This is a genomic window from Albibacillus kandeliae, assembly GCF_003116585.1.
Lineage (GTDB): Bacteria > Pseudomonadota > Alphaproteobacteria > Rhodobacterales > Rhodobacteraceae > Albibacillus > Albibacillus kandeliae.
Genome location: NZ_QEHM01000004.1, coordinates 239,118 through 265,468 on the forward strand (window position 1 = coordinate 239,118; position 26,351 = coordinate 265,468).

Annotated in this window: 34 protein-coding genes; 11 read left to right on the forward strand and 23 right to left on the reverse strand. The window is 67.0% G+C overall.

Translation table 11 applies throughout. The features are described from left to right. Positions 1-30 precede the first annotated feature (30 nt). From recO to lepB, 6 genes are all read right to left on the reverse strand, one after another. Positions 31-756 carry a DNA repair protein RecO gene (gene recO / locus DDT93_RS11825; protein ID WP_109466051.1) on the reverse strand — a complete coding sequence of 242 codons (726 nt, stop codon included), beginning with the start codon at positions 754-756 and terminating at the stop codon, positions 31-33. A 57-nt stretch (positions 757-813) separates the two neighbouring features. After that, on the reverse strand, positions 814-1,146 hold the full coding sequence (locus DDT93_RS11830; RefSeq protein ID WP_109466052.1) for a DUF1491 family protein: 333 nt from the start codon (positions 1,144-1,146) through the stop codon (positions 814-816). A 45-nt stretch (positions 1,147-1,191) separates the two neighbouring features. Then, positions 1,192-2,097 carry a GTPase Era gene (era, locus tag DDT93_RS11835; RefSeq protein ID WP_109466053.1) on the reverse strand — a complete coding sequence of 302 codons (906 nt, stop codon included), beginning with the start codon at positions 2,095-2,097 and terminating at the stop codon, positions 1,192-1,194. Positions 2,098-2,172: 75 nt separating this feature from the next. Beyond that, positions 2,173-3,234, reverse strand: coding sequence for a Hint domain-containing protein (locus tag DDT93_RS11840; RefSeq protein ID WP_109466054.1), 1,062 nt, complete (start codon positions 3,232-3,234; stop codon positions 2,173-2,175). Positions 3,235-3,431: 197 nt separating this feature from the next. Continuing rightward, complete coding sequence (gene rnc, locus DDT93_RS11845) at positions 3,432-4,115, reverse strand: ribonuclease III (protein WP_109466055.1); 684 nt, start codon at positions 4,113-4,115, stop codon at positions 3,432-3,434. Further along, entirely contained in the window at positions 4,112-4,948 is an 837-nt protein-coding gene (gene lepB, locus DDT93_RS11850; protein ID WP_109466056.1) for a signal peptidase I, read from the reverse strand. The genes rnc and lepB overlap by 4 nt, the downstream gene beginning before the upstream one ends. 307 nt (positions 4,949-5,255) lie before the next feature. Here lepB and DDT93_RS11855 point away from each other — a divergent pair, with 307 nt between their 5' ends. Beyond that, entirely contained in the window at positions 5,256-6,776 is a 1,521-nt protein-coding gene (locus DDT93_RS11855) for a calcium-binding protein (RefSeq protein ID WP_109466057.1), read from the forward strand. Here DDT93_RS11855 and acpS read toward each other — a convergent pair. The 7 genes from acpS to folK all read right to left on the reverse strand — a co-directional run bounded on the left by acpS (position 6,770) and on the right by folK (position 12,676). Continuing rightward, the gene (gene acpS, locus DDT93_RS11860) at positions 6,770-7,192 is read right to left on the reverse strand and encodes a holo-ACP synthase (protein WP_109466058.1); all 423 of its coding nucleotides are present in this window, start codon (positions 7,190-7,192) and stop codon (positions 6,770-6,772) included. The two genes, DDT93_RS11855 and acpS, sit on opposite strands and share 7 nt — an antisense overlap. 69 nt (positions 7,193-7,261) lie before the next feature. Beyond that, complete coding sequence (locus tag DDT93_RS11865; RefSeq protein ID WP_109466059.1) at positions 7,262-7,876, reverse strand: LysE family translocator; 615 nt, start codon at positions 7,874-7,876, stop codon at positions 7,262-7,264. After that, positions 7,876-8,637 (reverse strand): pyridoxine 5'-phosphate synthase, encoded by a 762-nt coding sequence (locus DDT93_RS11870; RefSeq protein ID WP_109466060.1) that lies wholly within the window; start codon positions 8,635-8,637, stop codon positions 7,876-7,878. The genes DDT93_RS11865 and DDT93_RS11870 overlap by 1 nt, the downstream gene beginning before the upstream one ends. 191 nt (positions 8,638-8,828) lie before the next feature. Next, positions 8,829-9,485, reverse strand: a complete 657-nt coding sequence (locus DDT93_RS11875; protein WP_109466061.1) for a DUF2062 domain-containing protein — start codon at positions 9,483-9,485, stop codon at positions 8,829-8,831. Positions 9,486-9,513: 28 nt separating this feature from the next. Then, positions 9,514-11,646, reverse strand: a complete 2,133-nt coding sequence (locus DDT93_RS11880) for a RelA/SpoT family protein (protein WP_109466062.1) — start codon at positions 11,644-11,646, stop codon at positions 9,514-9,516. 27 nt (positions 11,647-11,673) lie between these two features. Next, the gene (gene rpoZ, locus DDT93_RS11885; protein WP_109466063.1) at positions 11,674-12,027 is read right to left on the reverse strand and encodes a DNA-directed RNA polymerase subunit omega; all 354 of its coding nucleotides are present in this window, start codon (positions 12,025-12,027) and stop codon (positions 11,674-11,676) included. A 79-nt stretch (positions 12,028-12,106) separates the two neighbouring features. Next, complete coding sequence (gene folK, locus DDT93_RS11890) at positions 12,107-12,676, reverse strand: 2-amino-4-hydroxy-6-hydroxymethyldihydropteridine diphosphokinase (RefSeq protein WP_109466064.1); 570 nt, start codon at positions 12,674-12,676, stop codon at positions 12,107-12,109. 137 nt (positions 12,677-12,813) lie between these two features. On the opposite strand from folK, the gene DDT93_RS11895 reads away from it, so the two are divergent. From DDT93_RS11895 to rnhA, 5 genes are all read left to right on the forward strand, one after another. Beyond that, entirely contained in the window at positions 12,814-13,383 is a 570-nt protein-coding gene (locus tag DDT93_RS11895; protein WP_109466065.1) for a LabA-like NYN domain-containing protein, read from the forward strand. A 174-nt stretch (positions 13,384-13,557) separates the two neighbouring features. Next, the gene (gene ispH, locus DDT93_RS11900) at positions 13,558-14,514 is read left to right on the forward strand and encodes a 4-hydroxy-3-methylbut-2-enyl diphosphate reductase (RefSeq protein ID WP_109466066.1); all 957 of its coding nucleotides are present in this window, start codon (positions 13,558-13,560) and stop codon (positions 14,512-14,514) included. A 140-nt stretch (positions 14,515-14,654) separates the two neighbouring features. Further along, on the forward strand, positions 14,655-15,272 hold the full coding sequence (locus DDT93_RS11905) for a LysE family translocator (RefSeq protein WP_109466067.1): 618 nt from the start codon (positions 14,655-14,657) through the stop codon (positions 15,270-15,272). A gap of 16 nt (positions 15,273-15,288) precedes the next feature. Next, on the forward strand, positions 15,289-15,882 hold the full coding sequence (locus tag DDT93_RS11910) for a class I SAM-dependent methyltransferase (RefSeq protein ID WP_109466068.1): 594 nt from the start codon (positions 15,289-15,291) through the stop codon (positions 15,880-15,882). Positions 15,883-15,890: 8 nt separating this feature from the next. After that, complete coding sequence (gene rnhA / locus DDT93_RS11915) at positions 15,891-16,343, forward strand: ribonuclease HI (RefSeq protein WP_109466069.1); 453 nt, start codon at positions 15,891-15,893, stop codon at positions 16,341-16,343. 18 nt (positions 16,344-16,361) lie between these two features. Here rnhA and DDT93_RS11920 read toward each other — a convergent pair whose 3' ends face one another. From DDT93_RS11920 to DDT93_RS11940, 5 genes are all read right to left on the reverse strand, one after another. Beyond that, positions 16,362-16,799: an ion channel gene (locus DDT93_RS11920; RefSeq protein ID WP_109466070.1), complete on the reverse strand. Its 438-nt coding sequence runs from the start codon at positions 16,797-16,799 to the stop codon at positions 16,362-16,364. A 6-nt stretch (positions 16,800-16,805) separates the two neighbouring features. Next, a complete protein-coding gene (locus DDT93_RS11925) occupies positions 16,806-17,042 on the reverse strand; it encodes a GlsB/YeaQ/YmgE family stress response membrane protein (protein WP_109466071.1) in 237 nt (78 codons plus the stop codon). A gap of 4 nt (positions 17,043-17,046) precedes the next feature. Continuing rightward, positions 17,047-17,286, reverse strand: coding sequence for a hypothetical protein (locus DDT93_RS11930; RefSeq protein ID WP_109466072.1), 240 nt, complete (start codon positions 17,284-17,286; stop codon positions 17,047-17,049). A 10-nt stretch (positions 17,287-17,296) separates the two neighbouring features. Further along, the gene (fmt, locus tag DDT93_RS11935) at positions 17,297-18,202 is read right to left on the reverse strand and encodes a methionyl-tRNA formyltransferase (protein WP_109466073.1); all 906 of its coding nucleotides are present in this window, start codon (positions 18,200-18,202) and stop codon (positions 17,297-17,299) included. Positions 18,203-18,334: 132 nt separating this feature from the next. Continuing rightward, a complete protein-coding gene (locus DDT93_RS11940; protein WP_109466074.1) occupies positions 18,335-18,520 on the reverse strand; it encodes a DUF1127 domain-containing protein in 186 nt (61 codons plus the stop codon). Positions 18,521-18,631: 111 nt separating this feature from the next. Here DDT93_RS11940 and DDT93_RS11945 point away from each other — a divergent pair, with 111 nt between their 5' ends. Next, positions 18,632-19,309: an ArsR/SmtB family transcription factor gene (locus tag DDT93_RS11945; protein ID WP_109466075.1), complete on the forward strand. Its 678-nt coding sequence runs from the start codon at positions 18,632-18,634 to the stop codon at positions 19,307-19,309. A gap of 11 nt (positions 19,310-19,320) precedes the next feature. On the opposite strand, the gene def (DDT93_RS11950) is transcribed toward DDT93_RS11945, so the two are convergent. The 3 genes from def (DDT93_RS11950) to def (DDT93_RS11960) are packed head-to-tail and all read right to left on the reverse strand — an operon-like array spanning position 19,321 to position 20,836. Beyond that, positions 19,321-19,818: a peptide deformylase gene (gene def, locus DDT93_RS11950; protein ID WP_109466076.1), complete on the reverse strand. Its 498-nt coding sequence runs from the start codon at positions 19,816-19,818 to the stop codon at positions 19,321-19,323. Further along, the gene (def, locus tag DDT93_RS11955; RefSeq protein WP_109466077.1) at positions 19,815-20,315 is read right to left on the reverse strand and encodes a peptide deformylase; all 501 of its coding nucleotides are present in this window, start codon (positions 20,313-20,315) and stop codon (positions 19,815-19,817) included. Before def (DDT93_RS11955) ends, def (DDT93_RS11950) begins: the two co-directional genes overlap by 4 nt. A gap of 2 nt (positions 20,316-20,317) precedes the next feature. Beyond that, positions 20,318-20,836 carry a peptide deformylase gene (def, locus tag DDT93_RS11960; RefSeq protein WP_109466078.1) on the reverse strand — a complete coding sequence of 173 codons (519 nt, stop codon included), beginning with the start codon at positions 20,834-20,836 and terminating at the stop codon, positions 20,318-20,320. Between the two features lie 122 nt (positions 20,837-20,958). Between def (DDT93_RS11960) and DDT93_RS11965 the strand changes: the two genes are divergently transcribed. Further along, on the forward strand, positions 20,959-22,134 hold the full coding sequence (locus tag DDT93_RS11965) for a MalY/PatB family protein (RefSeq protein ID WP_109466079.1): 1,176 nt from the start codon (positions 20,959-20,961) through the stop codon (positions 22,132-22,134). 236 nt (positions 22,135-22,370) lie between these two features. Here DDT93_RS11965 and DDT93_RS11970 read toward each other — a convergent pair whose 3' ends face one another. Next, complete coding sequence (locus DDT93_RS11970) at positions 22,371-22,718, reverse strand: hypothetical protein (RefSeq protein WP_109466080.1); 348 nt, start codon at positions 22,716-22,718, stop codon at positions 22,371-22,373. 200 nt (positions 22,719-22,918) lie between these two features. On the opposite strand from DDT93_RS11970, the gene DDT93_RS11975 reads away from it, so the two are divergent. After that, entirely contained in the window at positions 22,919-23,908 is a 990-nt protein-coding gene (locus DDT93_RS11975; RefSeq protein ID WP_109466081.1) for a glutathione S-transferase family protein, read from the forward strand. Here DDT93_RS11975 and DDT93_RS11980 read toward each other — a convergent pair. Further along, positions 23,890-24,252 carry a response regulator transcription factor gene (locus tag DDT93_RS11980; protein ID WP_109466320.1) on the reverse strand — a complete coding sequence of 121 codons (363 nt, stop codon included), beginning with the start codon at positions 24,250-24,252 and terminating at the stop codon, positions 23,890-23,892. The genes DDT93_RS11975 and DDT93_RS11980 overlap by 19 nt on opposite strands. A 207-nt stretch (positions 24,253-24,459) precedes the next feature. Here DDT93_RS11980 and DDT93_RS11985 point away from each other — a divergent pair, with 207 nt between their 5' ends. Further along, on the forward strand, positions 24,460-25,410 hold the full coding sequence (locus tag DDT93_RS11985; RefSeq protein WP_109466082.1) for a threonine-phosphate decarboxylase: 951 nt from the start codon (positions 24,460-24,462) through the stop codon (positions 25,408-25,410). After that, on the forward strand, positions 25,407-26,327 hold the full coding sequence (gene cbiB, locus DDT93_RS11990; RefSeq protein WP_109466083.1) for an adenosylcobinamide-phosphate synthase CbiB: 921 nt from the start codon (positions 25,407-25,409) through the stop codon (positions 26,325-26,327). The genes DDT93_RS11985 and cbiB overlap by 4 nt, the downstream gene beginning before the upstream one ends. Positions 26,328-26,351 lie beyond the last annotated feature (24 nt).

The following is a 26,351-nucleotide window of genomic DNA, read 5'->3' on the forward strand; positions in this document are numbered from 1 at the left end:
TCAAATCCCGCAGCCTCCCCACGCGCGCCGTCAGAGGGTCCGCTGAAACGCCTCCACGAAGCGCGCCCGCGCCTCCGGCAGGGGCTTGTGCCCCAGCGCGGGCGCGAGCCGGTTCTCGAGGAAATGCCCAGACAGGCGAAAGCCCTCGGAGATCGCCTCATCCGTCGCCGGCCCCTCGTCGCGCAGGAAGGCGGGCAGCGGCAGCATACGGTCGGCCCATTCCCCCGCCCCGTGGCGCGAGACGGCGCGGCCCGACTTGGGCGAGACGTAGATCAGCTCGTCGTTCACCCCCGTGGCGGCGCAACGGCTGAGGTCTAGGCCGAAGCCCAGTTCCTCCAGCAGCGCCAGTTCCCACTTCAGATAGGCCAGCGGCCAGACCTCGTCCTGCCCCAGCAGGTCCAGCAGGCGCTCGGTGCGGGTGTAGAGCGCCGGGTGCGTCTCGCGTTCGCCCAGCGCGAAGCCCAGCAGGGCGCAGACCGCGTTCAGGCCGGAGAGCGCGAGGCGGCCCGACATGGCGGCGGCGGCGCGGCTGCGCAGGGGTTCGACCCGAAAGGTCCCGATGTGGTCCTCCAGCCGCGCGCGCCATTCCACGTCAAGCTGGCTGCCCGGCTGCAACACCGGGGCGGCCTTGCGGCTGGTGCCACCGCGCACCACGCCCGCGTGGCGTCCGTGGCCCTCGGTAAAGACCTCGATGATGGCCGAGGTCTCGCCGTGGCGCCTTACGCTCAGAAGGATGCCGTGATCGCGCCAGTCCATGTCGTCTCCGCCGTGCTCCGGCGCATGTCACACCAGCGCGGGCGGAATGCCAAGGGGTCAGTCAGCGAGGCCCGGCTGGTCCAGCAGGTGGCGCCCGGCGCGATCCTCGACCTCGATGACCCAGAGGTCCGGGTCGAACCCGCGCTGACGGCGGATTGCCTCGTCCACATCCCGTTCCGCGCCCCTGGCCAGTTCCACCCAGGTGCGGTCGCCGCTCATCAGGTCGAAACTGCGCTGGAAGGCCACCGCCTGCCCGTCCAGCGTGTTGAGCTTGACCAGCACGGCGCCCGCCGTGTTGTCGCCGTGGGCGGTGACAAAGGCCGGGATATCGGTCAGTCGCAGGCGGGTCAGATAGGCCTGCACCCAGAACTCGGAGGTCAGGCGGGTCATCGGGCGCGGGGCTTGAGCACTTGCAGGGGAAAGAGGCCCAAGGGCTCAGTTCCCATCCTTGAAGTCGAGCCCCATCTCGGAATAACGCTCGGCCTCTTCCAGCCAGTTCGGGCGCACCTTCACCTGCAGGAACAGGTGCACCTTGCGCCCGAGAAACTCTTCCATCTCTTCCCGCGCGGCCTTGCCCACCGCCTTGATGGTCTCGCCCTTGTGGCCCAGCACGATGCCCTTGTGCCCGTCGCGCACCACGTAGATCACCTGGTCGATGCGGGCCGAGCCGTCCTTGCGCTCTTCCCAGTTCTCGGTCTCGACCGTCATCTGGTAGGGCAGTTCCTGATGCAGGCGCAGCGTCAGCTTCTCGCGGGTCATCTCGGCGGCGATCATGCGCATCGGCAGGTCGGCGATCTGGTCCTCGGGATAAAGCCACGGCCCCTCGGGCAGCTCGCCCGCCAGCCATTCGCGCAATGCATCGACACCATAGCCCTTCTCGGCCGAGATCATGAAGGTCTCGGCAAAGGCGTAGCGGTCGTTCAGGTCCTTGGTCAGGCCCAGCAGCGCCTCGGACGGCACCCGGTCGATCTTGTTGATGGCGAGCGCGACCTTGCGGCCCTGCCCGACATCGGCCAGCCCCTCGAGGATGCGCTCCACCCCGTCGGTGATGCCCCGGTGGGCCTCGACCATCAGCACGATCACATCGGCGTCCGAGGCCCCGCCCCATGCGGCGGCGACCATCGCGCGGTCGAGCCGGCGGCGCGGCTGGAACAGACCGGGCGTGTCGACAAAGACGATCTGGCTCTCGCCCTCCATCGCGACGCCGCGGATGCGGGCGCGGGTGGTCTGCACCTTGTGGGTGACGATGGACACCTTTGCGCCCACCATGCGGTTCAGCAGGGTGGACTTGCCCGCGTTGGGCTCGCCGATCAGGGCGACAAAGCCGGCTCTTGTGGTCATGGTTCTATCCCGGGGTTTGACCGGGCAGCCCATACAGGATTTACCCGCCCGGCACCAGAGCGCAGAGCGGCGCCCTCAGGCCGCCAGCATCTCGGGCAGGGCACGGGCCTCGAAGCGGCGCAGGACGGGGCGCGCGGTCTCGCCATAGGCCGGGGCATTGCGCTCCGACCATTCGGGAAACAGCTCGATCAGCTCCTGCCGCTGCGCCTGCCCAAGGGCGGTCAGCGCATAGCCGCCCGGGTGGAAGCTCTCGGTCGCGAGACCAGAGGTAAAGACGATCTCGTGCCGGTCGAAGACGATGTGCCAGTACTCGACCTCTGCCGCGCTGTCGTCGCGGGCGATGGTCGAACCGTTCTCGAGAAAGCGCGCCGCCGCCAGCGCCTCGCCGGTGCCGAGGTGCAGCTCCAGCGCTCCGCCGCCGATCACCACCTGATGCGCGGGCGAGACCGTCACATCGCGGGCCGGCAGGCCCCGCCCGAGGGCGCCGGCACGGATGGTCACCGGCCGCAGGTGCCGGTTACGTGCGTGCAGGCGGACGCGGGTGCTGCCGATCCAGCGGATCACCTGCGCCCCGTGATCGGCCGTCAGCACCGTGTCGCCGGGCTGCAGCGTTTCGATGGCGCGCTCGCCCTCCGGGGTGTCGACCAGCGTACCGCGCGCGAAACAGACGGCGGTCGCGGGGCTGGCAGCCGAGATCTCGGACATCTGCAACTCGCCATCGCCCTGTTCGCAGGCATCGGTGTCATGCGGAAAGGTGTAGGTCCCGCCCTGCTTGGGAAAGCCGTCGAGGTTCACCGCGAACTTGGTCCCGCCGAAGACACCGAAGATCTGGTAGTCGTCGCCGCCGCAGATCCCCTCGTAACCATCCGGGGTCGCGTAGTTGGCCGAGAGCACGACGTTGCCCGGAACGAGATTGCCGTTCTCGTCCTCCACCGCCTCGCGCACCTCGAACCACTGGCCGTTGGTCACCGTATCGCCATCGCCCTGCGTGCGGACGAGAAAGTAGCGGGAATCGGAGTCGCCGAGGGTCTGGTAACCGTTGAGGCGGATGGTGTTGCCGTCCGAGTCGTAGGTGACCTTGGTGGTCGCATAGGTGGCGATCTGGTCGCCGGAAAGTAGGATCGCTTCGCCAGACATTTGGCCTGCCCTCGATGTCCCGCTCGTTGGGGCGCGAAGGCCGGCGGCGGATTAACCAGTATTGCTCTTGGTTAATTCGCTAGGATCGGTTTGAGACGAAATTAGGGCAGCATCCTGTCGCTATGTGAAATCCCACACTTTTGACCGGACTGGCCGCGAACGGCCCCCGCGAAATCCCGCTTTTGCAAGGAATCCGCCTAGTTCTTGGGCAGGGCTTCCAGCAGCGCGGCAGCCGCCGCCTGCTCGGCATTGCGCTTGGACCGGGCCGTCGCCTCGGCCTTGCTCCCGTCTTCCAGCTCGGCCGAAATGGTAAAGACCGGGGCATGGTCCGGACCCGAGCGCGCCAGTTGGACATAGCGCGGCGGGCTCATGCCCCGCGCCTGCGCCCACTCCTGCAACGCAGTCTTGGAATCCTTCGCGTCTTCCTCGACATTCACGATGCGCTTGCCCCAGAGCCGCAGGATCACGCCCTGCGCCGCGTCGAACCCGGCATCCTTGTAGACCGCCGCGATCACCGCCTCGATGGCATCGCCCAGCAGCGCCTGCTTGCGGCGCCCGCCCGACATCATCTCGGACCGCCCGAGCTTGAGCACGTCGCCCAGGCTGACCTCGCGGGCCACGTCGGCGCAGGTCTCCTTGCGCACCAGCGCGTTGAACCGGGGGGCAAGCTGCCCCTCGGTCGCGTCGCGGTCCTGCTCCAGCAGCGCGGTGGCCATCACCAGCCCCAGCACCCGGTCGCCCAGGAACTCGAGCCGCTGGTTGTCGCCCCGCACCGAAGAGGAAATCGAGCCGTGCGTCAGCGCGCGGATCAGCAGTTCCGGATCGGCAAACTCATGTCCGATCCGGTCCTGAAACGCGCGCAGCTCGGCAGAGAGTTTCACTCGATCCCCTTGAAGAAGCGGTCGCCCCGCCAGGTCCAGAAGTAGAGCATGGACCGGCCAGCGGAAGAGAAGATGATGCGATCGGCGCGGCCGATCAGGTTCTCGTAGGGAACAAAGCCGACGCCACCGGCCGTGCGCGGAACGCGGCTGTCGGTCGAGTTGTCACGGTTGTCACCCATGAAGAAGTAATAGCCCTCGGGCACCACGTAGACGCCGGTGTTGTCCAGAGGCTCGTTGCCGATGTTCAGGATCTTGTGCGACACCCCGCCCGGCAGCGTTTCGATCTGGCGCTCTTTCTCGCAGGCGCCGCCCATGCCCACCGGCCCGTTGGCGCAGCGCGGCGGATTGCCTTCCGGCCCCTGGGCCTCCATCAGCTCGGTAAAGACGCCGTCATCCTGCACCTTCACCGCCTCGTCGTTGATGTAGAGCAGCCCGTTGCGCACCTGGATGCGATCGCCCGGCAGGCCGATCAGGCGCTTGATGAAGTCCACGCCCGAGACCGGGTGACGGAACACCACGACATCGCCGCGCTCGGGATCGCCGCCCATGATCCGGCCGTTGTCGTTCTTCATCCAGCCGCAGAGGTCCTCGGCGTCGATGTCGATCCCGAACCGGCGCAGCTTGATGCTCGGGCACGAGGCGTAGGAATAGCCGTAGGCCATCTTGTTGACGAAGAGGAAATCCCCGATCAGCAGCGTTTCCTTCATCGAGCCCGAGGGAATCCAGAACGGCTGAAAGAACAGAGTGCGGAAGATACCGGCGATCAAGAGGGCGTAGACGATCGTCTTGATCGTCTCGACGACGGCATTTCCCTGTTTGGCTTTGCTGGCCATGCGGCGCTCCGGGCTTGGTATGGATACCCCGGCTACATGCGGCTGTGCCCCGCTGGTGTCAAGGCGAAGGCTGCCGCCTCGGCAAAGCGGCCCCACCCCTTATGTGCCGCCGTCTCCGACGCGGCTGCACGCAATCGCCCGGCCCGGGCACCACCGCCGGTTGCCGCTCGCCTCCGGACAGCCCGACAAGCGGGCATTCCACACCGGCCTGACGCGACGGAACCCGCCCGTGGGCGCATTCATCCTTTGGCCAAGCCCTTCCGCTGGCTATCGAAATCCCGACGACAAGACTCCGCGGGGCGCTGCGATGGCAAGCTATCTTCAAGACTACCTGAACGACGGCGAGGACTGGATCATCTTCGCCCAGGTCTTTCACTCCGACTACAACTCGGTGACCTACGACGTTCCCTCGGTCGTGGGCTACGTCAACCTCTCCATCCCCAACACCACCCTCACCGTCTACGAGGGCGATGTGGTCTACCTCTACTTCGGGGCGATGGATGACAGCGACTTCATCGAGACGCCGCACACCGGCATGACCACGACCGCCTCGCTGACGCTCGAAGGACTCGACAGCTCCGACATCTCGACCATCAACTTCGGCACCGAGGCCGAGGGCGTCACCCTGAACGGCGAAACCCTCGTGGTCGCCATCGACGACGCCTATTTCGTCTCGTCCATCGGGGTGCGCATCCAGACCGGTGGCGACGACTACGAGGTGCTGACCAACGCCGCCACCGATACCAGCTTCATCCTCTACAACAACGGCGAGGACGACGGTGTTCAGGTGCTCGATATCTCGGCCATCCTCTACAACCCCGAGTACGACATCCTCGAAGACCAGCTTCAAAGCGTCGTGTCATCGGGCCAGATCACCTACATCGACCACGCCGACGTGACCGAGGACGACCTGCCCTGGAACACCGCGCGCTTCGACTACGGCAATGGCCACGACAACCGGATGCGCGGCACCGGCGATGACGACGCGCTGGATGGCCGGGGCGGCAACGACATCCTCAAGGGCCTCAGCGGCAACGACGACCTCGTCGGCGGTGCGGGCCGCGACACGCTCTATGGCGGTGCCGGAAATGACAGGCTGTCGGGCGGCAAGGGCAAGGACACCCTCGATGGCGGCGCGCATGACGACGAACTCTACGGCGGCCAGCACGACGACATCCTCAAGGGCGGCAAGGGCAGCGACGACCTCTTCGGCGGCAGCGGCGATGACCGGCTGCTGGGCGAGGCGGGCAACGACACGCTCAATGGCGGCGCGGGAGAGGACATCCTCAAGGGCGGCGCCGGTCTCGACAAGCTCTACGGGGGCGATGGCGACGACAGCCTGCAAGGCAATGGCGGCAACGACTGGCTCTACGGCGGCAGCGGCGACGATACGCTGAACGGCGGCGCCGGAACCGACCGGCTCTATGGCGGCAAGGGCAGCGACTGGCTGATCGCGGGCGATGGCGACACCGCCTACACTCCCAACTACCTCTACGGCGAAGGCGGGCGCGACCGGCTGCTGGGCGGCGACGGCATGGACGTTCTCGTCGGCGGCACCGGCCGCGACCGCCTCAGGGGCGGCGACGGCAGCGACACCTTCGTCTTCGACGGCAACAGCGGCCAGGACCGGATCTACGACTTCGACTTCTACGGCGACTTCGACACCATCGCCTTCACCGATGGCCCCTCGTCCTGGGAGGATCTGACCGTCATGGGCGACGAGACCGCAGCCATCATCGCCTGGGACGGCGGCTCGGTCACGCTGTCGGGCTTCGCCCGCAGCATGGTCAGCGACTACATGTTCAGCTTCGACTACACGCTCTACTGAGGCTCGGCGGGCGCCGACGCCAGCGGTCGCGCCTCGATCACCACCATGGCCTGCGCCCAGGGGTGATCGTCGGTCAGGGTGACGTGAATGATCGCCTCGTGTCCCGGCGGAGTCATCTGGTCCAGCCGGTCCTTGGCCCAGCCCGTGACCTCCATCACCGGCTGCCCGGTGCGCAGGTTCTTGACCGACATGTCCTTCCACGAGATGCCCATGCGCAGCCCGGTGCCCAGCGCCTTGGAGCAGGCCTCCTTGGCCGCCCAGCGCTTGGCATAGGTGCCCGGCGTATCGGCGCGCCGCTCGGCCTTGGCCTGCTCGATCTCGGTGAACACGCGGTCACGGAACCGGTCGCCAAAGCGCTCCAGCGTCGCCGCGATCCGGTCGATGTTCGCCAGGTCCGTCCCGATACCGAGGATCATGTGCGCTTCCCTTGCCCTGCCGTGGCCCTATCGCGATGTGGCACCATTCCGCCCGCTTGGCAACGCCGCTCAGCCCGGCGTGCCGCGCCACAACAGCAGGCGCAGCCCCGCCAGCCCGAAGAGCGCGGCAAACCCCGCTTCAAGGCGTCGGCGCTGCCGCCGGTAGAAGGCCATGACAGGCGCCCGTGAGAAGATCAGCGCATAGGCCAGGTAGATAGCCGCGCCCGCGGCGGTACAGGCGGCCACCGTCGCGGCCACGGCCAGCGGCTCGGCCTGCCCCGAAAGGCCCAGCACCGCCACCCAGACCAGCACCGCCTTGGGATTGCCAAGGTTCAGGATCACCCCGCTGCGCAGCGCATTGCGCCCGCCCACCGGGTCGGCGGTCTCAACTCCGGGCGTCATGGCACTCCGCGCCATCTTCCACGCGAGGTACAGCAGGTAGGCGCCCCCGATCAGCTTCAGCACCACCAGCGCCGCGCCGATCCGCGCCACCAGCGCGCCAAACCCCAGCCCCGCCAGCAGGCCCCATGCCGCCAGCCCGAGAGTCAGGCCCAGCGCCATCCCGACACCGCTGCGCGCGCCCCGCGCCATGGCAGTGCCCGATACCGCCAGCGTCGCCGGTCCGGGCGACCCCGCCGCGACGGCGAAGGTCAGCACCGAGGCAAGGAGACCCACGTCCGCCATCAGCCCGCCGCCAGCCTCAGCCGCGCCTCGTCCATCAGACGGCGCATCTCGGCAATGGCCGGCTCCAGCCCCCGGAAGATCGCCTCGCCGATCAGGAAATGCCCGATGTTCAGCTCGCGCACCTCCGGGAAGGCCGCGACCGGCTGCACCGTGTCATAGGTCAGACCATGCCCCGCATGCACCTCCAGCCCCAGCGAATGGGCAAAGGCCGACATCTCGCGCAGCGACTCGAGCTCGCGGTCGCGCTCGGTGAAATGCCCCTCCGCATGGGCGTCGCAATAGGCCCCGGTGTGCAGCTCGATCACCTCGGCCCCGATCCGGTGCGCCGCCTCGATCTGGCGCCGGTCGGCGGCGATGAAGATCGACACCCGGCAGCCCGCCTCGCGCAGCGGCGCGATGAAATGCGCCAGCTTGTTCTCCTCTCGCGCCACTTCCAGCCCGCCCTCGGTGGTCCGCTCCTCGCGCTTCTCAGGCACGATGCAGACCGCGTGCGGCTTGTGACGCAGGGCAATCGCCTGCATCTCGGCAGTCGCCGCCATCTCGAAGTTCAGCGGGATCGACAACACCTCCATCAGCCCGTCGATGTCCGCGTCCGAGATATGGCGCCGGTCCTCGCGCAGGTGCGCGGTGATCCCGTCGGCGCCCGCCGCCTCGGCGATCCTCGCCGCGCGCAGCGGATCCGGGTAGGCCCCGCCCCGCGCGTTCCGCACCGTCGCCACATGATCGATATTCACGCCCAGCCGCAGATCCTTCGCCGCCATGACCGACTCCTTTTCATCCGTTGACCGGAGGTTAGCGGATTGCCCGGCAAGGGGAAACCTGCGCTGGCGGCATGGCCGGGCATGAGTATTTGCAAAGAGAAGAAAGCGCGCCCGCTCCCTCGTTTATTCTCTTCTCAAATACTCAAACGGCCCTGACCTCGACGCAGGCAGGGCGATCGAGGCCGGGCGCGTCAGTCGCGCGCGGGCGGCGTGTCGGTTGCCACTTCCGCGCGCTTCTTGATGGCGTCGAACTTGGCCTTCAGCACCCGGCGGCGGCGGTTCTTGTAGGCGCGGATCAGCGGCAGCGAGAGGAAATAGGCGATGCCCCCGGCAACGAAGCCCGGGAGGATACCGCCGATCATGTAGGGAAAGAACACCTCGTGCCAGAACACGCTGATGCCGTGCCAGTCGGCGACGCGGTCCGAGAAGATGGCCATGAAGTTTTCCCAGAGGTCGTCCGCCGCGTCCACGAACTTGCCGCCGAACGAGCGGTGCTCGCCCTCGCGGAACTCGGTCCCGAGGATCAGGTGGCCGGTCTTCAGCGAGATCACACCGATCGGCACGTAGGTCAGCGGGTTGCCGAAGAAGGTCGCCATCAGCGAGGCGAGGATGTTGCCACGGAAGATGGTCGCCAGCAGGGCCGCCACCAGGAAGTGCAGCCCGTAGAACGGCGTGAAGGTGGTAAAGACCCCGACCCAGATGCCGCGCGCGATGCGCTCGGGCGTGTCGGGCAGGCGGCGGACGCGGTGCTTGACGTAGTGAAACGCCCGTTTCCAGCCGCCCTTCGGGTACAGCACTTCCGCGAGCACGCGCAGGGGAGGGCGGCGGTCACGGCGTCTGAAAACCAAGGATACGTCCCTTTGATCGATAACGGTCCTAGCTGGCGCGGGCCCGGGCTTGCGGTTTCTCCCGGTAGCGCTCGACCGCGGCCACGTCGTTGTCGGCCTCCAGCGTCAGCATAAGGGAATGGAGTTGTTCGGCGTCGCGCAGTTCAACGTCAATCATCACACGGTAGAAATCCGGTTTTCGGTCCACGATCTTCAGGTCCGAGATATTGGCCTTCTTCTCTCCGATCAATGTGCAAATACGTCCCAGCACCCCCGCGTCGTTGCCGATGGTCAGCTCCACCGTCGCGCCATAGACCGCCGGGTGGGTGCCGTCGTGCCAGTGCAGGTCGATCCAGCGTTCGGGCTGGTCCTCGTATTCGCTCAGCCGCTCGCAGTCGATGGCGTGCACCACCACGCCCTTGCCGCGAAAGGTGATGCCCACGATGCGCTCGCCCGGCAGCGGCTGGCAGCAGGCCGCCCGCTCAAAGCTCTGCCCCGGTTCCAGGCCGATCACCGCGCGCCGGGGCGAGATCTGATCGCCCTCGTGCTGCACCAGGTCCGGGTAGACCGCCTGGACCACCTCGTGCGCGGTGAGTTCGGCGCTGCCGATCCGGGCCAGCAGTTCCGAGCGGTCCTTGACGCGCAGCGCCTTGGCCGCCGTCTCCAGCACCTTGTCGGTGGCCTTGCGCCCCACATGCTCGAAGGCGGCGCGCGCCAGTTCGTTGCCCAGCTTGATGAAGCGTTCGCGGTCGACCTCGCGCAGGGCGCGGCGGATCGCGGTGCGCGCCTTGCCGGTGGTGGCGATCTCAAGCCAGCTGACCTGCGGCACCTGCCCCTCGGCGGTGATGATCTCGACCGACTGGCCGTTCTTCAGCCGGGTCCACAGCGGCACCCGGATGCCATCCACCTTGGCCCCGACGCAGCCGTTGCCGATGCGGGTATGGATCGCATAGGCGTAGTCGATCGGCGTCGCGCCCCGGGGCAGCTTGATGACGTCGCCCTTGGGGGTGAAGCAGAACACCTGGTCCGAGTACATCTCGAGCTTCACCGCCTCGAGGAAATCCTCGTGATCCTCCTCGGCGTTGAACTGTTCGGTCAGCGAGGCGATCCACTTGGCCGGATCGACGGCAAAGGGGTTCTCCGAGCGCACGCCGTCGCGGTAGGACCAGTGCGCTGCCACCCCGGTCTCGGCCACGTCATGCATCTGGCGGGTGCGGATCTGCACCTCGACCCGCTTGCCGTCACGCCCCGACACCGTCGTATGGATCGAGCGGTAGCCGTTGGTCTTGGGCTGGCTAATGTAGTCCTTGAACCGCCCCGGTACGGCGCGCCAGCGCTGGTGGATCGCCCCGAGCGCGCGGTAGCAGTCCTCTTCCGAGCCGGTGATGATGCGGAACCCGTAGATGTCTGAGAGCCGCGAGAACCCCTGCTCCTTCTCCTGCATCTTGCGCCAGATCGAATAGGGCTTCTTGGCCCGCCCGAAGACCTCGGCCTCGACATGGGCCTTGGCGAGTTCGGTCCGCATGTCGCGGGTGATGCGCGGGATCACGTCGCCGGACTCGCGCTGCAGCGTGATGAAGCGGCGGATGATCGACTGGCGCCCCTCGGGGTTCAGCACCCGGAACGACAGGTCTTCCAGTTCCTCGCGCATCCACTGCATGCCCATCCGGCCCGCCAGCGGGGCAAAGATGTCCATCGTCTCGCGCGCCTTCTGCACCTGCTTTTCGGGGCGCATCGACTTGATGGTGCGCATGTTGTGCAGGCGGTCGGCCAGCTTGACGAGGATCACCCGCAGGTCCTTGGACATGGCCATGAACAGCTTGCGGAAGTTCTCGGCCTGCTTGGTCTCGACGCTGGAAAGCTGCAGGTTGGTCAGCTTGGTGACGCCATCGACAAGCATCGCCACCTCGTCGCCAAAGCGCGAGGCGACCTCGTTGTAGGAGGCCTTGGTGTCTTCGATGGTATCGTGCAGGAGCGCGGTGATGATGGTGGCATCATCCAGCCGCTGTTCGGTCAGGATCGCCGCGACGGCAACGGGGTGGCTGAAGTAGGGCTCGCCCGAGTGGCGGAACTGACCTTCGTGCATCGCCGCCCCATAGGCATAGGCTTCGGCGATGCGCTTGGCATTTGTCTTTGGATTGTAGTTGCGGACCAGCTCGATCAGGTCGTCGGCAGAAATCATTCGGTCCGCACCTCACCCATGCGGGGCTTAGCCCTGGCCCTGGGCCTCCATCAGTGCCCGCAGCAGCTTCTCTTCCGACATGTCGTCGGTGGCCGGCTTGTCGGACTCGGCGCCCATCAGCAGCGCCATCGAGTCTTCCTCGGGCTCGTCGATCTCGATCTGGCTCTGGTTGCTCTCGATCAGACGCTCGCGCAGGTCGTCAGCGCGCTGGGTCTCGTCGGCGATCTCGCGCAGGGCCACGACCGGGTTCTTGTCGTTGTCGCGGTCCACGGTGATCGGCGCACCGGAAGAGATCTCGCGCGCACGATGGGCGGCGAGCATCACCAGCTCGAATCGGTTCGGAACCTTGTCGACGCAGTCTTCAACCGTCACGCGGGCCATGAAAATCTCCAGTCTGGAATAATCCGGGTAGAAGGACGCTGAATATAGGCGAATCCGGGCAATGACAAGGCCAACCGGTTCACAAAGGTCTGACCGCGTCAATTTCGCCCGGCGGCAGCGCCGCCAGCATCTCGCTGACCGTCAGGTTCAGGAGAGGATGCACCCAATCGGGACAAATGTCCATCACCGGAACCAGCACGAAGGCCCGGTCCTGGATCCGGGGGTGGGGCAGGATCAGCTGCTCGGGCGCGCGACGCATCTGCTCCTCCAGCGGCAGGTCGCGCCAGAGCGCATGAGTCTCGGCATCCGGCAGGACCCGGCCGTCGAAATCCAGCAGGTCGAGGTCGAGCGTCCGCATCCCCCAGCGCTGCACCCGCTCCCGCCCTGCCCCGGCCTCGATCTCATGCAGCAGGTCCAGCACCGCCCCGGGCGAGTCCCCGCCGGTGGCCAGCACCGCCGCATTCACATAGTCGGGCCCAGCGCCGGCAGGAAAGCAGGGGGTCGCGAAAAACCGGCTGACCGCGCGAATCACGAGGCCGCCGCGCGCCATGGTAACGATCGCTTCACGGAGAATTTCCGCCGGGTCGCTTCCGGGAAGTTTCTGATTACTTCCTAATGCGATGAGCGATTTTGAGCCAAACTCATCCATTTTTGACGCCGCGACGTAAAGTCTTTACACTTGCGAATGGACCGATCTGCCTTATTTTGTGTCCACCCGTTTCGCCGACTTATTTAGCACTCACTCACGGAAAACAAGGCGAAGCGGCTTACCGGAAGGACAATTTGATGTTTTACAAAGACGAACGGCTCGCGCTGTTCATCGATGGCTCGAATCTGTATGCGGCCGCGAAAGCACTTGGATTTGATATCGACTACAAGCTGCTGCGGCAGGAGTTCATGCGCCGCGGGAAGATGCTGCGCGCATTTTACTACACTGCCCTGCTCGAGAACGATGAATACTCTCCGATCCGCCCCCTGGTCGACTGGCTGCATTACAACGGTTTCACCATGGTGACGAAGCCTGCCAAGGAATACACCGACAGCATGGGTCGGCGTAAGGTCAAGGGCAACATGGATATCGAGCTTGCCGTGGACGCCATGGAACTGGCACCGCGCGTGGATCACATCGTGCTCTTCTCTGGCGACGGCGATTTCCGTCCGCTGGTGGAAAGCCTACAACGTCAGGGTGTTAGGGTCTCTGTCGTTTCCACGATCCGCAGCCAGCCGCCGATGATCTCGGACGACCTGCGCCGCCAGGCCGACAACTTCATCGAACTCGAAGAGCTCAAGGAAGTCATCGGTCGCCCGCCGCGCGACAACGCAGCCGAAGACACCCGCGTCGCGGCCGCACGCTAAAACAGGACAAAGGCACGGACGGGAAGGATTGGCCCCGTCCGTGCCGCCCCCTGACCAGACAGGCGGCGACGCGCCGGGCGCGCCACCGGGATGCAGATTGCGCGCCCCGAACCGCGCCCGGCCCGCTTTACGCCGCCGCCCGGGTGCACTACCTCTCTCCGCAAGGAGACGACGATGACCACAGCAAAACCGCCCCTCACTCTCTACCTCGCAGCCCCGCGCGGGTTCTGTGCCGGGGTCGACCGTGCCATCAAGATCGTCGAGACGGCGCTCGAGAAATGGGGCGCGCCGGTCTACGTGCGCCACGAGATCGTGCACAACAAGTACGTGGTCGACGGGCTCAAGGCCAAGGGCGCCGTCTTTGTCGAAGAGCTGGAAGACTGCCCCGACGACCGCCCGGTGATCTTCTCGGCCCACGGGGTGCCCAAGTCGGTGCCCGCCGAGGCCGCCGCGCGCGAGATGATCTACGTCGACGCCACCTGCCCCCTCGTCTCCAAGGTTCATATCGAGGCCCAGCGCCACGCCGAGAACGGCCTCCAGATGATCATGATCGGCCACCGCGGCCACCCCGAGACCATCGGCACCATGGGCCAGCTGCCCCCCGGTGACGTGGTGCTGGTGGAAACGGTCGAGGACGTGGCCACCGTCGAGGTCCGCGACCCCGAACGCATCGCCTACGTCACCCAGACGACGCTCTCCATCGACGACACCGCCGGGATCGTCGCCGCGTTGCAGGCGCGTTTCCCGGCCATCGTCGGCCCGCACAAGGAAGACATCTGCTACGCCACCACCAACCGCCAGCACGCGGTCAAGGCCATCGCGCCCAAGGTGCAGGCCATGCTGGTGGTCGGCGCGCCGAACTCCTCCAACTCCAAGCGCCTCGTCGAGGTCGCGGCCCGCAACGGCTGCGCCTACTCCATGCTGGTGCAGCGCGCGGGCGACATCGACTGGCGCGCCATCGAGGGCGTCCGGGCCATCGGCCTCACCGCCGGGGCCTCTGCCCCCGAGACGCTGGTGAACGAGGTCATCGACGCCCTGAAGGCACGCCACGACGTCACCGTCGAGATGGTGGAGACCGCCGTCGAGCACGTCGAATTCAAGATCCCCCGCGTCCTGCGCGAACCGGCCTGACAGCCGGTCCGCCCCCGCGCGCCACATCCAAGGCGAGCGTCCCCGACAGGCGCCTCTGACCACGGTCTCCCGGCCCCGGCCTTGCCACCTGCCCTCCGGCCGTGCCAGAACTTCGGTCGAGCGAACCGGAGGACCGATCCATGACCCTCGAATTCCTGGCCACCGCCCTGATCGTATGCCTCGCGCCCGGCATCGGGGTGATCTACACCCTCTCCACGGCACTTGGCGGCGGGCTGGCACGAGGGCTCTGGGCGGCGCTAGGCTGCACCCTCGTCACCGGGCTCCACCTCGTCGCCGCGCTCGCCGGTCTCGCCGCAGTACTCCATACCTCCGCCCTGCTGTTTCAGGCGATCAAGTTCGCCGGGGTCGCCTACCTGCTGTGGATGGCATGGACCACACTGCGCGGCACCGGCGCGCTGCAGGTCACGCCGGACGGCCGCGCGCGCGAGGTAACGCCGCTTTCGATCGTGCTGCGGGGCATTCTGCTGAACCTGCTGAACCCCAAGCTGCCGTTGTTCTTCGTGGCCTTCCTGCCCCAGTTCATTCCCGCCGACGCCGCCGACCCGACCGCGCTGATGCTGGAACTGGGTGTCGGCTTCGTCGCCACGACGGGGGTGGTGATGGCGGGTTACGCCCTCGTCGCGGGCGCGCTGCGGCTTCATCTGGTCGAGAACCTCCGCGCCATGACATGGATGCGCCGGGCCTTCGCGGCCACCTTCGCGGGCCTCGCCGCGCGACTGATGGCAGAACGCGCCTGACCCCGGGAGCTTCGTCATGAGCGACAGGGACACCCTCAAGGTCTACGACGCCCGCGCCGCCGAATACGCCCGGCTGACCGGCGAGAGCCAGGCCAGCGACCCCCACCTTACCGCCTTCATCGAGGAATGCGAGGCCGGTGGCCGGGTGCTCGACCTCGGCTGCGGTCCGGGCGTCGCTGCCGGTGTGCTGGCACAGGCCGGGTTCGAGGTCGATGCCACCGATGCCTCGCCCGAGATGGTCGCGCTGGCCGCGCGCCGCCCCGGCGTCACCGCATGGCAGGCGAGTTTCGACGAGATCGAGGGGAGCGCCCTCTACGATGGGATCTGGGCCAATTTCTGCCTGCTCCACGCGCCCCGCGCGGACATGCCCCGCCACCTCGCCGCGCTGCACGCAGCGCTGAAACCCGGCGGGCTGTTCCATATCGGGCTCAAGACCGGAACCGGTGAAAAACGGGATGCGCTCGGTCGCTTCTACACCTATTACACCGAGGCAGAACTCGAAGACCTGCTGAGCGACGCCGGTTTCGCCGTACAGTTCCGGGCCTACGGGCGCGACAAGGGACTGGATGGCGTGGACGCCGACTGGATCGTGATGCGGGCGCTTGCCTGAAGGATCACATGACAGACCTGTTTGCCTATACCGACGGAGCCTGCTCCGGCAATCCCGGCCCCGGTGGCTGGGGCGTTTTGCTGCGCGCCATGAATGGCGACGAGATCGTCAAGGAACGCGAGCTGAAGGGCGGCGAGGCGCAGACCACCAACAACCGGATGGAACTGCTGGCCGCGATCAACGCGCTCGAAGCGCTGGAACGCCCGACCCAGATCACCGTCGTGACCGACAGCAACTACGTCAAGAACGGCATCACCGGCTGGATCTTCGGCTGGAAGAAGAACGGCTGGAAGAACGCCGCCAAGAAACCGGTGGCCAATGCCGAACTGTGGCAGCGTCTGGACGCGGCGCAGGCCCGCCACAAGGTGACCTGGAAGTGGGTCAAGGGCCACGCGGGCCATGCCGAGAACGAGCGCGCCGACGAACTGGCCCGCGCCGGGATGAAGCCCTTCAAGAGCTGAACCCGCCCCGGTCCGGCGTCAGTCGCCGGGCCCGTCCAGCTGCATCTTGCGCACGCGCCGCAGCGCCTCGAGGGTGATGGTGGAAATGATGCCGATGTTCAGGAACCCGTTGGCCGCGTTCATCGCCGAGAGCAGCCGCCACTCCAGCGGCAGGACGATGTCGCCAAAGCCAAGCGTGGTGAAACAGACAAGCGAAAAGTAGAGCGACGGCTCCAGCGTGTCGAAAACGCCGAGAAAGAGATAGGCCGCGGCCCAGAGCCAGACCGAGGCGGTGATCATGCCGAGCGCGAGCAGCACGACAAGCACCAGCATCACCGACGCCTTGAGCCGCAGGGGCGGCCTCAGCAGCCAGAGCCGGAACCGCCCGAGGACCAGTTCCAGCCCGAGGAAGATCGTGCCGGACAGCAGCACGGACAGAACCAGGAGGCCGGAGCCGATGGCAAGCTGATGCAACATGGGGGGCTACCTGCGGAAATAGGTCTGCCAGACCCAGATCAGCAGCATCGCGCCCAGCACCGCCCCGATCAGCCCGCCGACCATGCCGGTGACGAAGAGCAGCGCGCGCAGCATCAGCCCGCCGATCAGCGCCCCGACGACACCGACGAGAATGGTGGTCGGGATATCCGCCTCGATCCGCATCAGCCGGGTGGCGAGAAACCCGGCGGCAGCGCCGATGATGACCAGGGCGATGATCCCCATCGGACTACCTCCGCCGCCAGTGGAAGGGGACGATCACCAGAGCGCCCACCGAGGACAGGATCGCGTCGAGCCCCGGAGAGCCGAAACCGATGTGGAACATGCGCCGGAACAGGAAGAACAGGAAGGCGCCGCCGACACAGATGATGATGGAGGCGAGATAGCCGTTGCGGGTGAACCCCGAGCGCTCGGCGAGGTAGCCGACGATCCCGGCGATGACCACCGTTCCCATCATGGTGAAGAACATGGCGTTCCCTTCAGAGCCGCGTGCCCCGCGCAACCGGCCAGCCGCGCAGGAAGGTCTGGCTATCCTGCGCCGCCTTGCCGGCCCTTTGCAAGCGGGTGAGACGAACTGCCCCGCTGCCGCAGGCCACGGTAAGCGCGTCGTCGAGCACGTCGCCCGGCGCGCCCTGCCCCTCGGCCGGTTCGGAATGCAGCAGCTTGACCCGCTCGCCGCCGATCTCGCACCAAGCGCCCGGAAACGGCGAGAGACCCCGGATCAGCCGATCGACCGCCTCGGCCGGCTGGCTCCAGTCGACCCGCGCCTCGGCCTTGTCGATCTTGGCGGCATAGGTGACCCCCTCCTCGGGTTGCGGCTCGGGCGTGAGGGTTGGCAGCTTGGCCAGCGCCTCGACGATCAGCGCCGCCCCCATTGCAGAAAGGCGGTCGTGCAGCTGGTCCGTCGTCTCGGCGACACCGATGGGCGTCGCATCGCTGAGCAGCACCGGGCCGGTGTCGAGCCCGGCTTCCATCTGCATGATGCAGACCCCGGTCCGGGCATCGCCCGCCATGATCGCCCGGTGGATCGGCGCAGCGCCGCGCCAGCGCGGCAGCAGCGAGGCATGGATATTGAGGCAACCCTGCGCGGGCGCATCAAGGATCGCCTGCGGCAGGATCAGCCCGTAGGCGACCACCACGGCGACATCGGCGCCGAGCGCGGCGAAGGCCTGCTGTTCCTCGGGTGACTTCAGCGAGACCGGATGGCGCACCGGCAGCCCCAGCGCCTCGGCCCGGGCCTGGACCGGCGAGGGGCGGTCCTTCTTGCCGCGCCCGGCGGGCCGGGGCGGCTGGCAGTAGACGGCTGCGATCTCGTGACCGGCCTGCACCAGCGCGTCGAGGACGGGGACCGAGAAATCGGGGGTGCCCATGAAGATGATGCGCATGTGGGGTCTCCGCTGGCCTGGCTTTGGGCGCGATGTAGCAGGCACCGCGCGGCTTGGCCAGAATGTGACCTCGATGGCGCCTCGCGGCGCCATGCCTCCGGCGGGGATATTTATCGACCCAAAGAAGAGGGTTCAGCCCTGCCAGAACCAGCGGCGCGCCTCGGCCCGGGCCTGCTTGGCCGTCAGCCCGACATCGGCGAACCGCTCCGGCGGCAGGGCGCGCAGGTGGCGGCGGGTCACCCTGCGGCGGTGCCAGAGTCGCAGGAGGGCGAGACCCCTCCGGGGACGGCGATCGCGGGTGAGGGCACGGGCGGTCATGGCAGCGGTCCTTTCGGCCCCTGCTCTGCCACGGGCGGGGCGCGCGACGGTTCGGCCGGGACCGAAGCCTGCGGACTTGCCGGGCGAGGCGGCGCGGCGCAGGATGGCGCCATGCAACAGGGACCAGACATCACCCGTATCGCCGCGCTGATCGGCGAACCCGCGCGCGCCAACATGCTCTCCGCCCTGCTGGGCGGGCAGGCCCTGACCGCGCGTGAACTGGCCGAGGCGGCGGGGGTGACCCCGGCGACTGCCTCCGGCCATCTTGGGCAGTTGGCCGAGGCCGGGCTGCTCTGGCCAAGGAAGCAGGGGCGCCACCGCTATTTCGCGCTGGCCGGCGAGGACGTGGCCCAGGCGCTGGAGACACTGGCGGGGCTCGCCGCCTCGCGCGGGCATCTGCGCACCCGGCCCGGCCCCAACGACGCGGCCCTGCGCGAGGCGCGGATCTGCTACGATCACCTCGCCGGGGCGGCGGCGGTGCGGATGTTCGAGAGCATGGCCGGGCGCGGCTTTCTGACCGTGGCGCGGGAGGAGATCGACCTGACCGAGGCGGGCGCGGATTTCGTCGCGGACCTCGGGGTCGACCTCGGCCCGTTGCGGGCGGCGCGGCGGCCGCTGTGCCGTGTCTGCCTCGACTGGAGCGAGCGGCGCTCGCATCTCTCGGGCGCGCTGGGGGCGGCGATGCTGGAGCGGTTCCGGGCGCAGGGCTGGATCAGGCGGCGCGAGACCGGCCGTCACCTGGTCTTTACGCCGCCGGGCGCGCGGGGGTTCCGCGAGCTGTTCGGGTAGCGGCGGCCCTGTCAGCCGCCCAGTTTCTTCGCCTTGCGGATCAGCATGTCGCGCTTCACCTTGCCGAGGCGGTCGAAGTACATCCTGCCCGCGAGATGGTCGATCTGGTGCTGGACGCTGGTGGCCCAGAGGCCGACGAAATCGCGGTCTTCCATCACCCCATCTTCGTTCAGGAAGCGCACGGTGACGGCGCGGGGCCGCTTGATGACCGCCGAGACGCCGGGAAGGTTGGGGCTGGCTTCCTCGTGGTCGCGCAACTCGATCGAGGCGTGCAGCACCTCGGGGTTGGCCATGCGGACGGCGCGGCCCCGTTCGGAGGAGGCATCGACCACGGCGAGGCGGAGCATCACGCCGATCTGGGTGGCGGCGAGGCCGACGCCGGGCATCGCCTCCATCGTGTCGATCATGTCGGTCCAGGTGGCGCGGACCTCGTCGGTGATCCCGGTCACGTCGGCGGCGGCGGTGCGCAGGCGCTTGTCGGGCCAGGGCAGGCAGGTGCGGACGGTCATGCGCCGGCCTCCTCGTAGGCGGTCTCGGCCCGGGCGCGATCCTCGGGCGAGAGATGGTCGAAGGTGACCATCCCCTGCAGGTGGTCGAACTCGTGCTGGATGCAGCGGGCTTCGAAGCCGTCGAAGTCGTTCATGTGGATCTCGCCCGAGGGGGCGGTCCATTGCACGGTGACGGCGACCGGGCGGCTGATGGGGGTGAGGATGCCGGGGATCGAGAGGCAACCCTCTTCCATCACCTCGTAGCGGCGTTCCACGGCCATGATGACCGGGTTGATCATGGCGATCGGGGTCTTCTCGCCCTCTTTCCAGGTGCAGTCCATGACGAAGAGGCGTTTCAGCACACCGACCTGCGGCGCGGCGAGGCCGCGGCCCGGGGCGTCGTACATCGTCTCGAACATGTCCCTGACCAGTTGCGAGACCTCGGCGACGTCATGCACCGGTTCGCAGCGGGTGGCGAGGCGCGGATCGGGCCAGCGCAGGATCGGCAGGACCGCCACGCTCAGCCCCGCGCCTTTTCGCGCTTCAGCTTGACCATGCGGCGGGTGATCATCTGGCGCCTCATCGGTTTCAGGTAGTCGATGAACAGCTTGCCGTTCAGGTGGTCGATCTCGTGCTGGACGCAGGTGGCCCAGAGGCCCGAGAAGCCCTCCTTCTGCAGCTTGCCGTCGCGGTCGAGCCAGCTCACCTCGACCTCGGCGGGGCGGGTGACCTCGGCGTATTCCTGCGGGATCGACAGGCAGCCTTCCTCGTAGACACTGGTTTCGTCCGAAGAGGCGGTGACCTCGGGGTTGAACATGATCAGCGGGCGGGGCTTCTCGCCCTCTTCCTTGACGCAGTCGAGGACGATCAGGCGCGAGAGCACACCCACCTGCGGCGCCGCAAGGCCGATGCCGGGCGCGTCGTACATGGTTTCCAGCATGTCATCCGCCAGCTTGCGCAGCTCGTCGTTCAGGTCATCGACGGGGCTGCAGAGCTTTTTCAGCCGGGGATCGGGGTGGATCAGGATATCTCGCTTCATGTTCACGATTTAGGGGATTGCCGGGAGCACCGCAACGCCCCCCTTGCACCTGACGACAAACGCTCTAGCGTGCCCCAGTTGGAAGGACCGCCCGCGGGCGGATCAGGCAAGGAGAAGACCAGATGGATTTCGACACCCTCATCGACCGGGTCGGAACGGGCAGTTCCAAGTGGGACAAGATGGAGGAGGTGTACGGGGTCTCTCCGAAGGACGGCATTCCGATGTGGGTGGCCGATACCGATTTCCGCCCGCCGCAGGTGGTGCTGGACCGGGTGAAGCAGGCCGCCGAGCACGGCATATTCGGCTATTTCACCAATGCCGACGAGTTCAACGCCTCGATCAAGTGGTGGATGCAGAACCGGCATGGCTGGACCGTCGAGAACGACTGGATCTTTACCACCACCGGGATCGTCAACGCGGTGGGCATGTGCCTGAACGCCTTTACCCGGAAGGGCGACGGGATCATCGTCTTTGCGCCGGTCTACCATGCCTTCGGCAAGGTGGTGCGCAACGCGGGCCGCGAGCTGGTGGAAATGCCGCTGGTGAAGGATGCCGGGGGTCTCTACCGGATGGATTTCGACGCCTACGAGGGGATGCTGACGGGCAAGGAGAAGATGATCATCCTCTGCTCGCCGCATAACCCCGGCGGCCGGGTCTGGTCGCGGGAAGAACTGCAGGCGGTGGCCGATTTCGCGAAGAAACACGACCTGCTGCTGGTCTCGGACGAGATCCACCATGACCTCGTCTACCCCGGCCACAAGCACATCCCGATGCCGCTGGTCGACCCGTCGATCCACGACCGGCTGATCATGCTGACCGCGCCCTCCAAGACCTTCAACGTGGCCGGGCTGCACACCGGGAACGTGATCATCTCGGATCCGAAGCTGAACGAGACCTTCCGCGCCGCGATGCTGGCGATCAACCTTGCCGGCAACTCGGTCGGGGACATGGTGCTCGCCGCCGCCTATTCGCCCGAGGGCGCCGCGTGGGTGGATGCGCTGATGGTGTATCTCGACGAGAACCGGAAGATCCTCGACGCGACCATCGCCGACATTCCGGGGCTGAGCTCGATGCGGCTGGAGGGGACCTACCTGAGCTGGGTGGATTTCGAGGGGACCGGCATGTCGCCCGAGGAGTTCTATCGCCGCGTGAACGAAGAGGCGAAGATCGCCGTGAACCACGGCGCGACCTTCGGCGTGGGCGGCGAATACTGCGCACGCTTCAACATCGGGACCCAGCGGGCCCGGGTCGAGGAAGCTTGCCGCCGTCTCAGGGACGCCTTTGCCGATCTGCAGTGATTGCAGGTAAAGTGTGAACGGGCGCGGCGACGCGCCCGGTTCTGGCCCGCATCCGTCACCCTAAACACATGCCAATGATGGAATGCGACGGGTCTAAAGTGCCCATTCCGGGCGCGGCTGGTCACGCCTTTCCAAAACCTTGCGGAAAAATTGTTTCGCGCGCGAAACATCTTAACGCGCGGTCACACGTCCTGACATCGGGTTAACCGAAGCCGAGATCGGTTAACCCGACCGTCTCAGTTGCCGATCAGCGCAACCGGCCCGTCCGGGTCACGGTAGAAGTCCAGCGGCGCGTGGTCGTGGACCACGGTAGACCGCTTGAACTCGTAGCGCATCTCGCCCAGTTCCTCCTCGGAGGCGACGATCAGGCATTGGTAGAGATGGTTGGCCCCGTCGTAGAGATCGACCAGGCCGCGCAGCGGCGGTACCGTCCCCGCCTCGACGGAAAACCCGTCACGTTTGAGGCAGAGCACGGGGAAAATATCGTCTCCGACCTGCACACGCAGGCGGGAGGCTTTCTTCAAACTGGCGAGGCGGGCGGCGTGCAGCCCCTCCTGCACCTCTTTCGACAAAAATGTAGACATGGCACGTTACTCCCAGGCGGCCATGATTAAGGATGCCCCAAGCCTGTTGAAAATCAAGAGTGGGTCGGCACGGAAAAATCGTTTCCTGCGCAGCCACAATCCTCTGCTGTGCAGCACTGCACCGCGTCTGCGCGCACAACCGGGGTGGGATTTCGCGCCGGGGCGTTATTTTGTTGGGGGAACGACAGGCGGAGGACCAGATGGGCATTCTCGTAGACGGACAGTGGCAGAACGACTGGTATGACACCAAGTCCACAGGTGGGAAATTCAAGCGACAGGATGCGGGGTTCCGCAACTGGGTCACGCAGGACGGATCGGCAGGCCCCAGCGGCGAGGGCGGGTTCAAGGCCGAATCGGGCCGCTACCACCTCTACGTCAGCTACGCCTGCCCCTGGGCGCACCGCACACTGATTTTCCGCGCCCTGAAGGGCCTCGAGGATCATATCGGGGTCAGTGTGGTGCATCCCGACATGCTGGAGCACGGCTGGACCTTTTCGACCGACTTCGACGGCGCCACCGGGGACCGGCTGTTCGGCCACGCCTACATGCATCAGGTCTACACCCGGGCCCGGCCCGACATGAGCGGGCGGGTGACGGTTCCGGTGCTGTGGGACAAGGAACGCGGCACCATCGTGTCGAACGAAAGCTCCGAGATCATCCGGATGTTCAACTCGGCCTTCGACGGCATCACCGGCAACACCGACGACTACTGGCCCGAGGCGCTGCGCGACGGCATCGAGGAGGTCAACGCGCGGGTTTACGACACGGTCAACAACGGCGTCTACAAGGCCGGTTTCGCCACCACGCAGGAGGCCTACGACGAGGCGGTGCATCCGCTGTTTGACTCGCTCGACTGGCTGGAGGAGCGCCTTGCGCGCAACCGCTACCTGATGGGCGACCGGATCACCGAGGCCGACTGGCGCCTGTTCACCACCCTGATCCGCTTCGACCCGGTCTATCACCTGCACTTCAAGTGCAACCGGCGGCGGCTGATCGACTACCCCAACCTCTGGGCCTATACCCGCGAGCTTTACCAGTGGCCGGGTGTGTCAGGGACGGTGCGGGTGGACCATTTCGTGCGGCACTACCACTACAGCCACGCGACCATAAACCCCAACCGGATCCTCCCAATCAACCCGGTGCTGGATTACGACGAGCCGCACCGGCGCGATCAGCGTTCGGCGGCGTAGTAGTCGACCATCGCGGCGAGATCCTCCGGCGGGGTCTCGCTCTGCACATAGGCGCAGGCATTCGGGCTGTGGGCAAAGATCGACCCGTCCGAGAAGAATGTGGTGTTGGTCACGAAGATCACCCGCGTGCGGGGATGGCGGTAGCTGGCAAAATCGGACACCGCGAGCGCGCTGCCCTGCGGCAGGATCAGATCGAGGATGATGACATCATAGGCCGTGTTCTGCAGGGCCGCGATGGCCTCTTCCTGGTTCGAGACCAGGGTGACCTCGAACCCCTGGCGTTCCAGGTGGGCCTTCCAGAGGCCGCCAAGGTCGGCGTTGCCTTGAACGATCATCACTAGCATGGCGCGCAATCGGCAGGGGGTTGCCACCGGGGTTCCATCCGCCGGGGCCTGACGGTGCCGTTTCCTTCTGCCTTGGTGATGTGCCCAAGTGGTTAACAAATCCTTAACCGGTGGATAACGAATCAAGGAGTTTGAAAGCCGCGCTTGTTTTTCTGGCTGTTTTCCGCTTGAACCTGCGGAAACGCCGCAAGGGACCGATGGCTTTTCATGACCGACGCGACTGCAACGCCACGCGATCATGGCGGAGGACTGGACGCCGCAATCGCCCGATTTGGCGGTGACCGGGCGGATTGGATTGACCTGTCGACCGGCATCAATCCCCGCCCCTACAAGATCACCGGTTTCGCTCCAACGGACTGGACCGCCCTGCCCGACCGCAACGCCTTTGCCCGGCTGGAGACGGCGGCGCGACGGTTCTGGCGCATCCCGCAGGCGGCCGCCGTTCTTGCAGCACCCGGCGCATCGGCGCTGATCGCCCGCATCCCGGCGCTGGCCCCCGCCGCGCGGGTTCGGATCGAGATACCGACCTACAACGAGCACGCGGCGTCCTTTGCCCTGCAGGGCTGGGAGGTCGTCGAGGATGGTGCCGCCGAGGCCCGCGTTATGGTCCACCCCAACAACCCCGATGGCCGTCTGTGGACCGAGGCGGACGTGGGCGGCGGACTGACCGTGATCGACGAGAGCTTTTGCGACGTGATGCCGGGTGCCTCGCTGGTGCATCTCGCGGCGCAGGAGCGTGTCGTGGTGCTGAAGAGCTTTGGCAAGTTCTGGGGCCTCGCGGGGCTGCGGCTGGGGTTTGCCATCGCCACGCCTGCGACCATCGCCCGGCTGGGCGACCTGATTGGGCCCTGGGCGGTCTCGGGGCCTGCCCTGCGGATCGGCGCGCAGGCGCTCAGCAACCCGGCCTGGGCCGAGGATACCCGGGCGCGGCTGGCGCAGGATGCGCTCCGGCTCGACGCGATGATGGCCCGTGCCGGGGCCGGACGCGCGGGGGGAACCGACCTGTTCCGCCTCTATGACGTGGACGATGCCGTCGCATGGCAGGAGCGTCTGGCTCGCCATTGCATCTGGACCCGCGTGTTCCCCTATTCCGAACGCTTTCTGCGGCTGGGCCTGCCCGACGGCGAGGGCTGGCAGCAACTGGACGCGGCCCTGTGAGCAACGCGCTCGGGCTTGCCGCTGGGATGCTGCTGGACGGCTGGCTGGGCGAGCCCCGCTGGCTGTGGAACCGGCTGCCGCATCCTGCCGTGCTGATGGGCCGGGTCGTGGGCGCGCTGGAGCGGCGCTGGAACACCGGCAGGCACCGCAAGGCCAAGGGCGTGGCGGCCATGCTGGTGCTGGCGGCAGGCGCGCTGGCGCTGGGGGCGCTGCTGGAACTGGGTGGCGTCGTGGTACAGGCCCTCTGCGTCGCGGTCCTGCTGGCGCAGAAATCGCTCGTCCAGCATGTGAGCGCGGTGGCGGCGGGCCTGCGACTATCGGTCGGCGAAGGACGGCGGGCAGTGGCGATGATCGTCAGCCGCGACACCGCCGACATGGACGCCTCGCAGGTGGCCCGCGCCGCCATCGAGAGCGGGGCCGAGAACTTTTCGGACGGTGTGATCGCGCCCGCCTTCTGGTTCCTCGTGGGCGGGCTGCCGGGCCTTTTGCTCTACAAGGTGACCAACACGGCGGACAGCATGGTCGGGTATCGCAACACCCGTTACGCGGCCTATGGCTGGGCCGCCGCGCGGCTGGACGACCTGCTGAACCTCGTCCCCGCGCGCCTGACCGCGCTGATCCTTGTCCTGCTGTCAGGGCAATGGACCGGCTGGGGCGCGATGATCGCCGATGCGCGGCGGCACCGCTCTCCCAATGCGGGCTGGCCAGAGGCCGTGATGGCGCGCGCGCTGGACGTGGCTCTGGCGGGCCCGCGCAGCTACGATGGCCAGCTGCGGCACTTGGCCTGGGTCAACGAGAGCGGCCGCAAGTCCATCGGGCCGGCCGAGATCGACGGCGCGGTTTCGCTGCTCTGGCGGGCGTGGTGGGCGGTGATGATCTTTACGATCCTCGTGGCATGTGGTCTGTCCTTCACCTGAGCCCCGTCTGTCACCAATGGATTT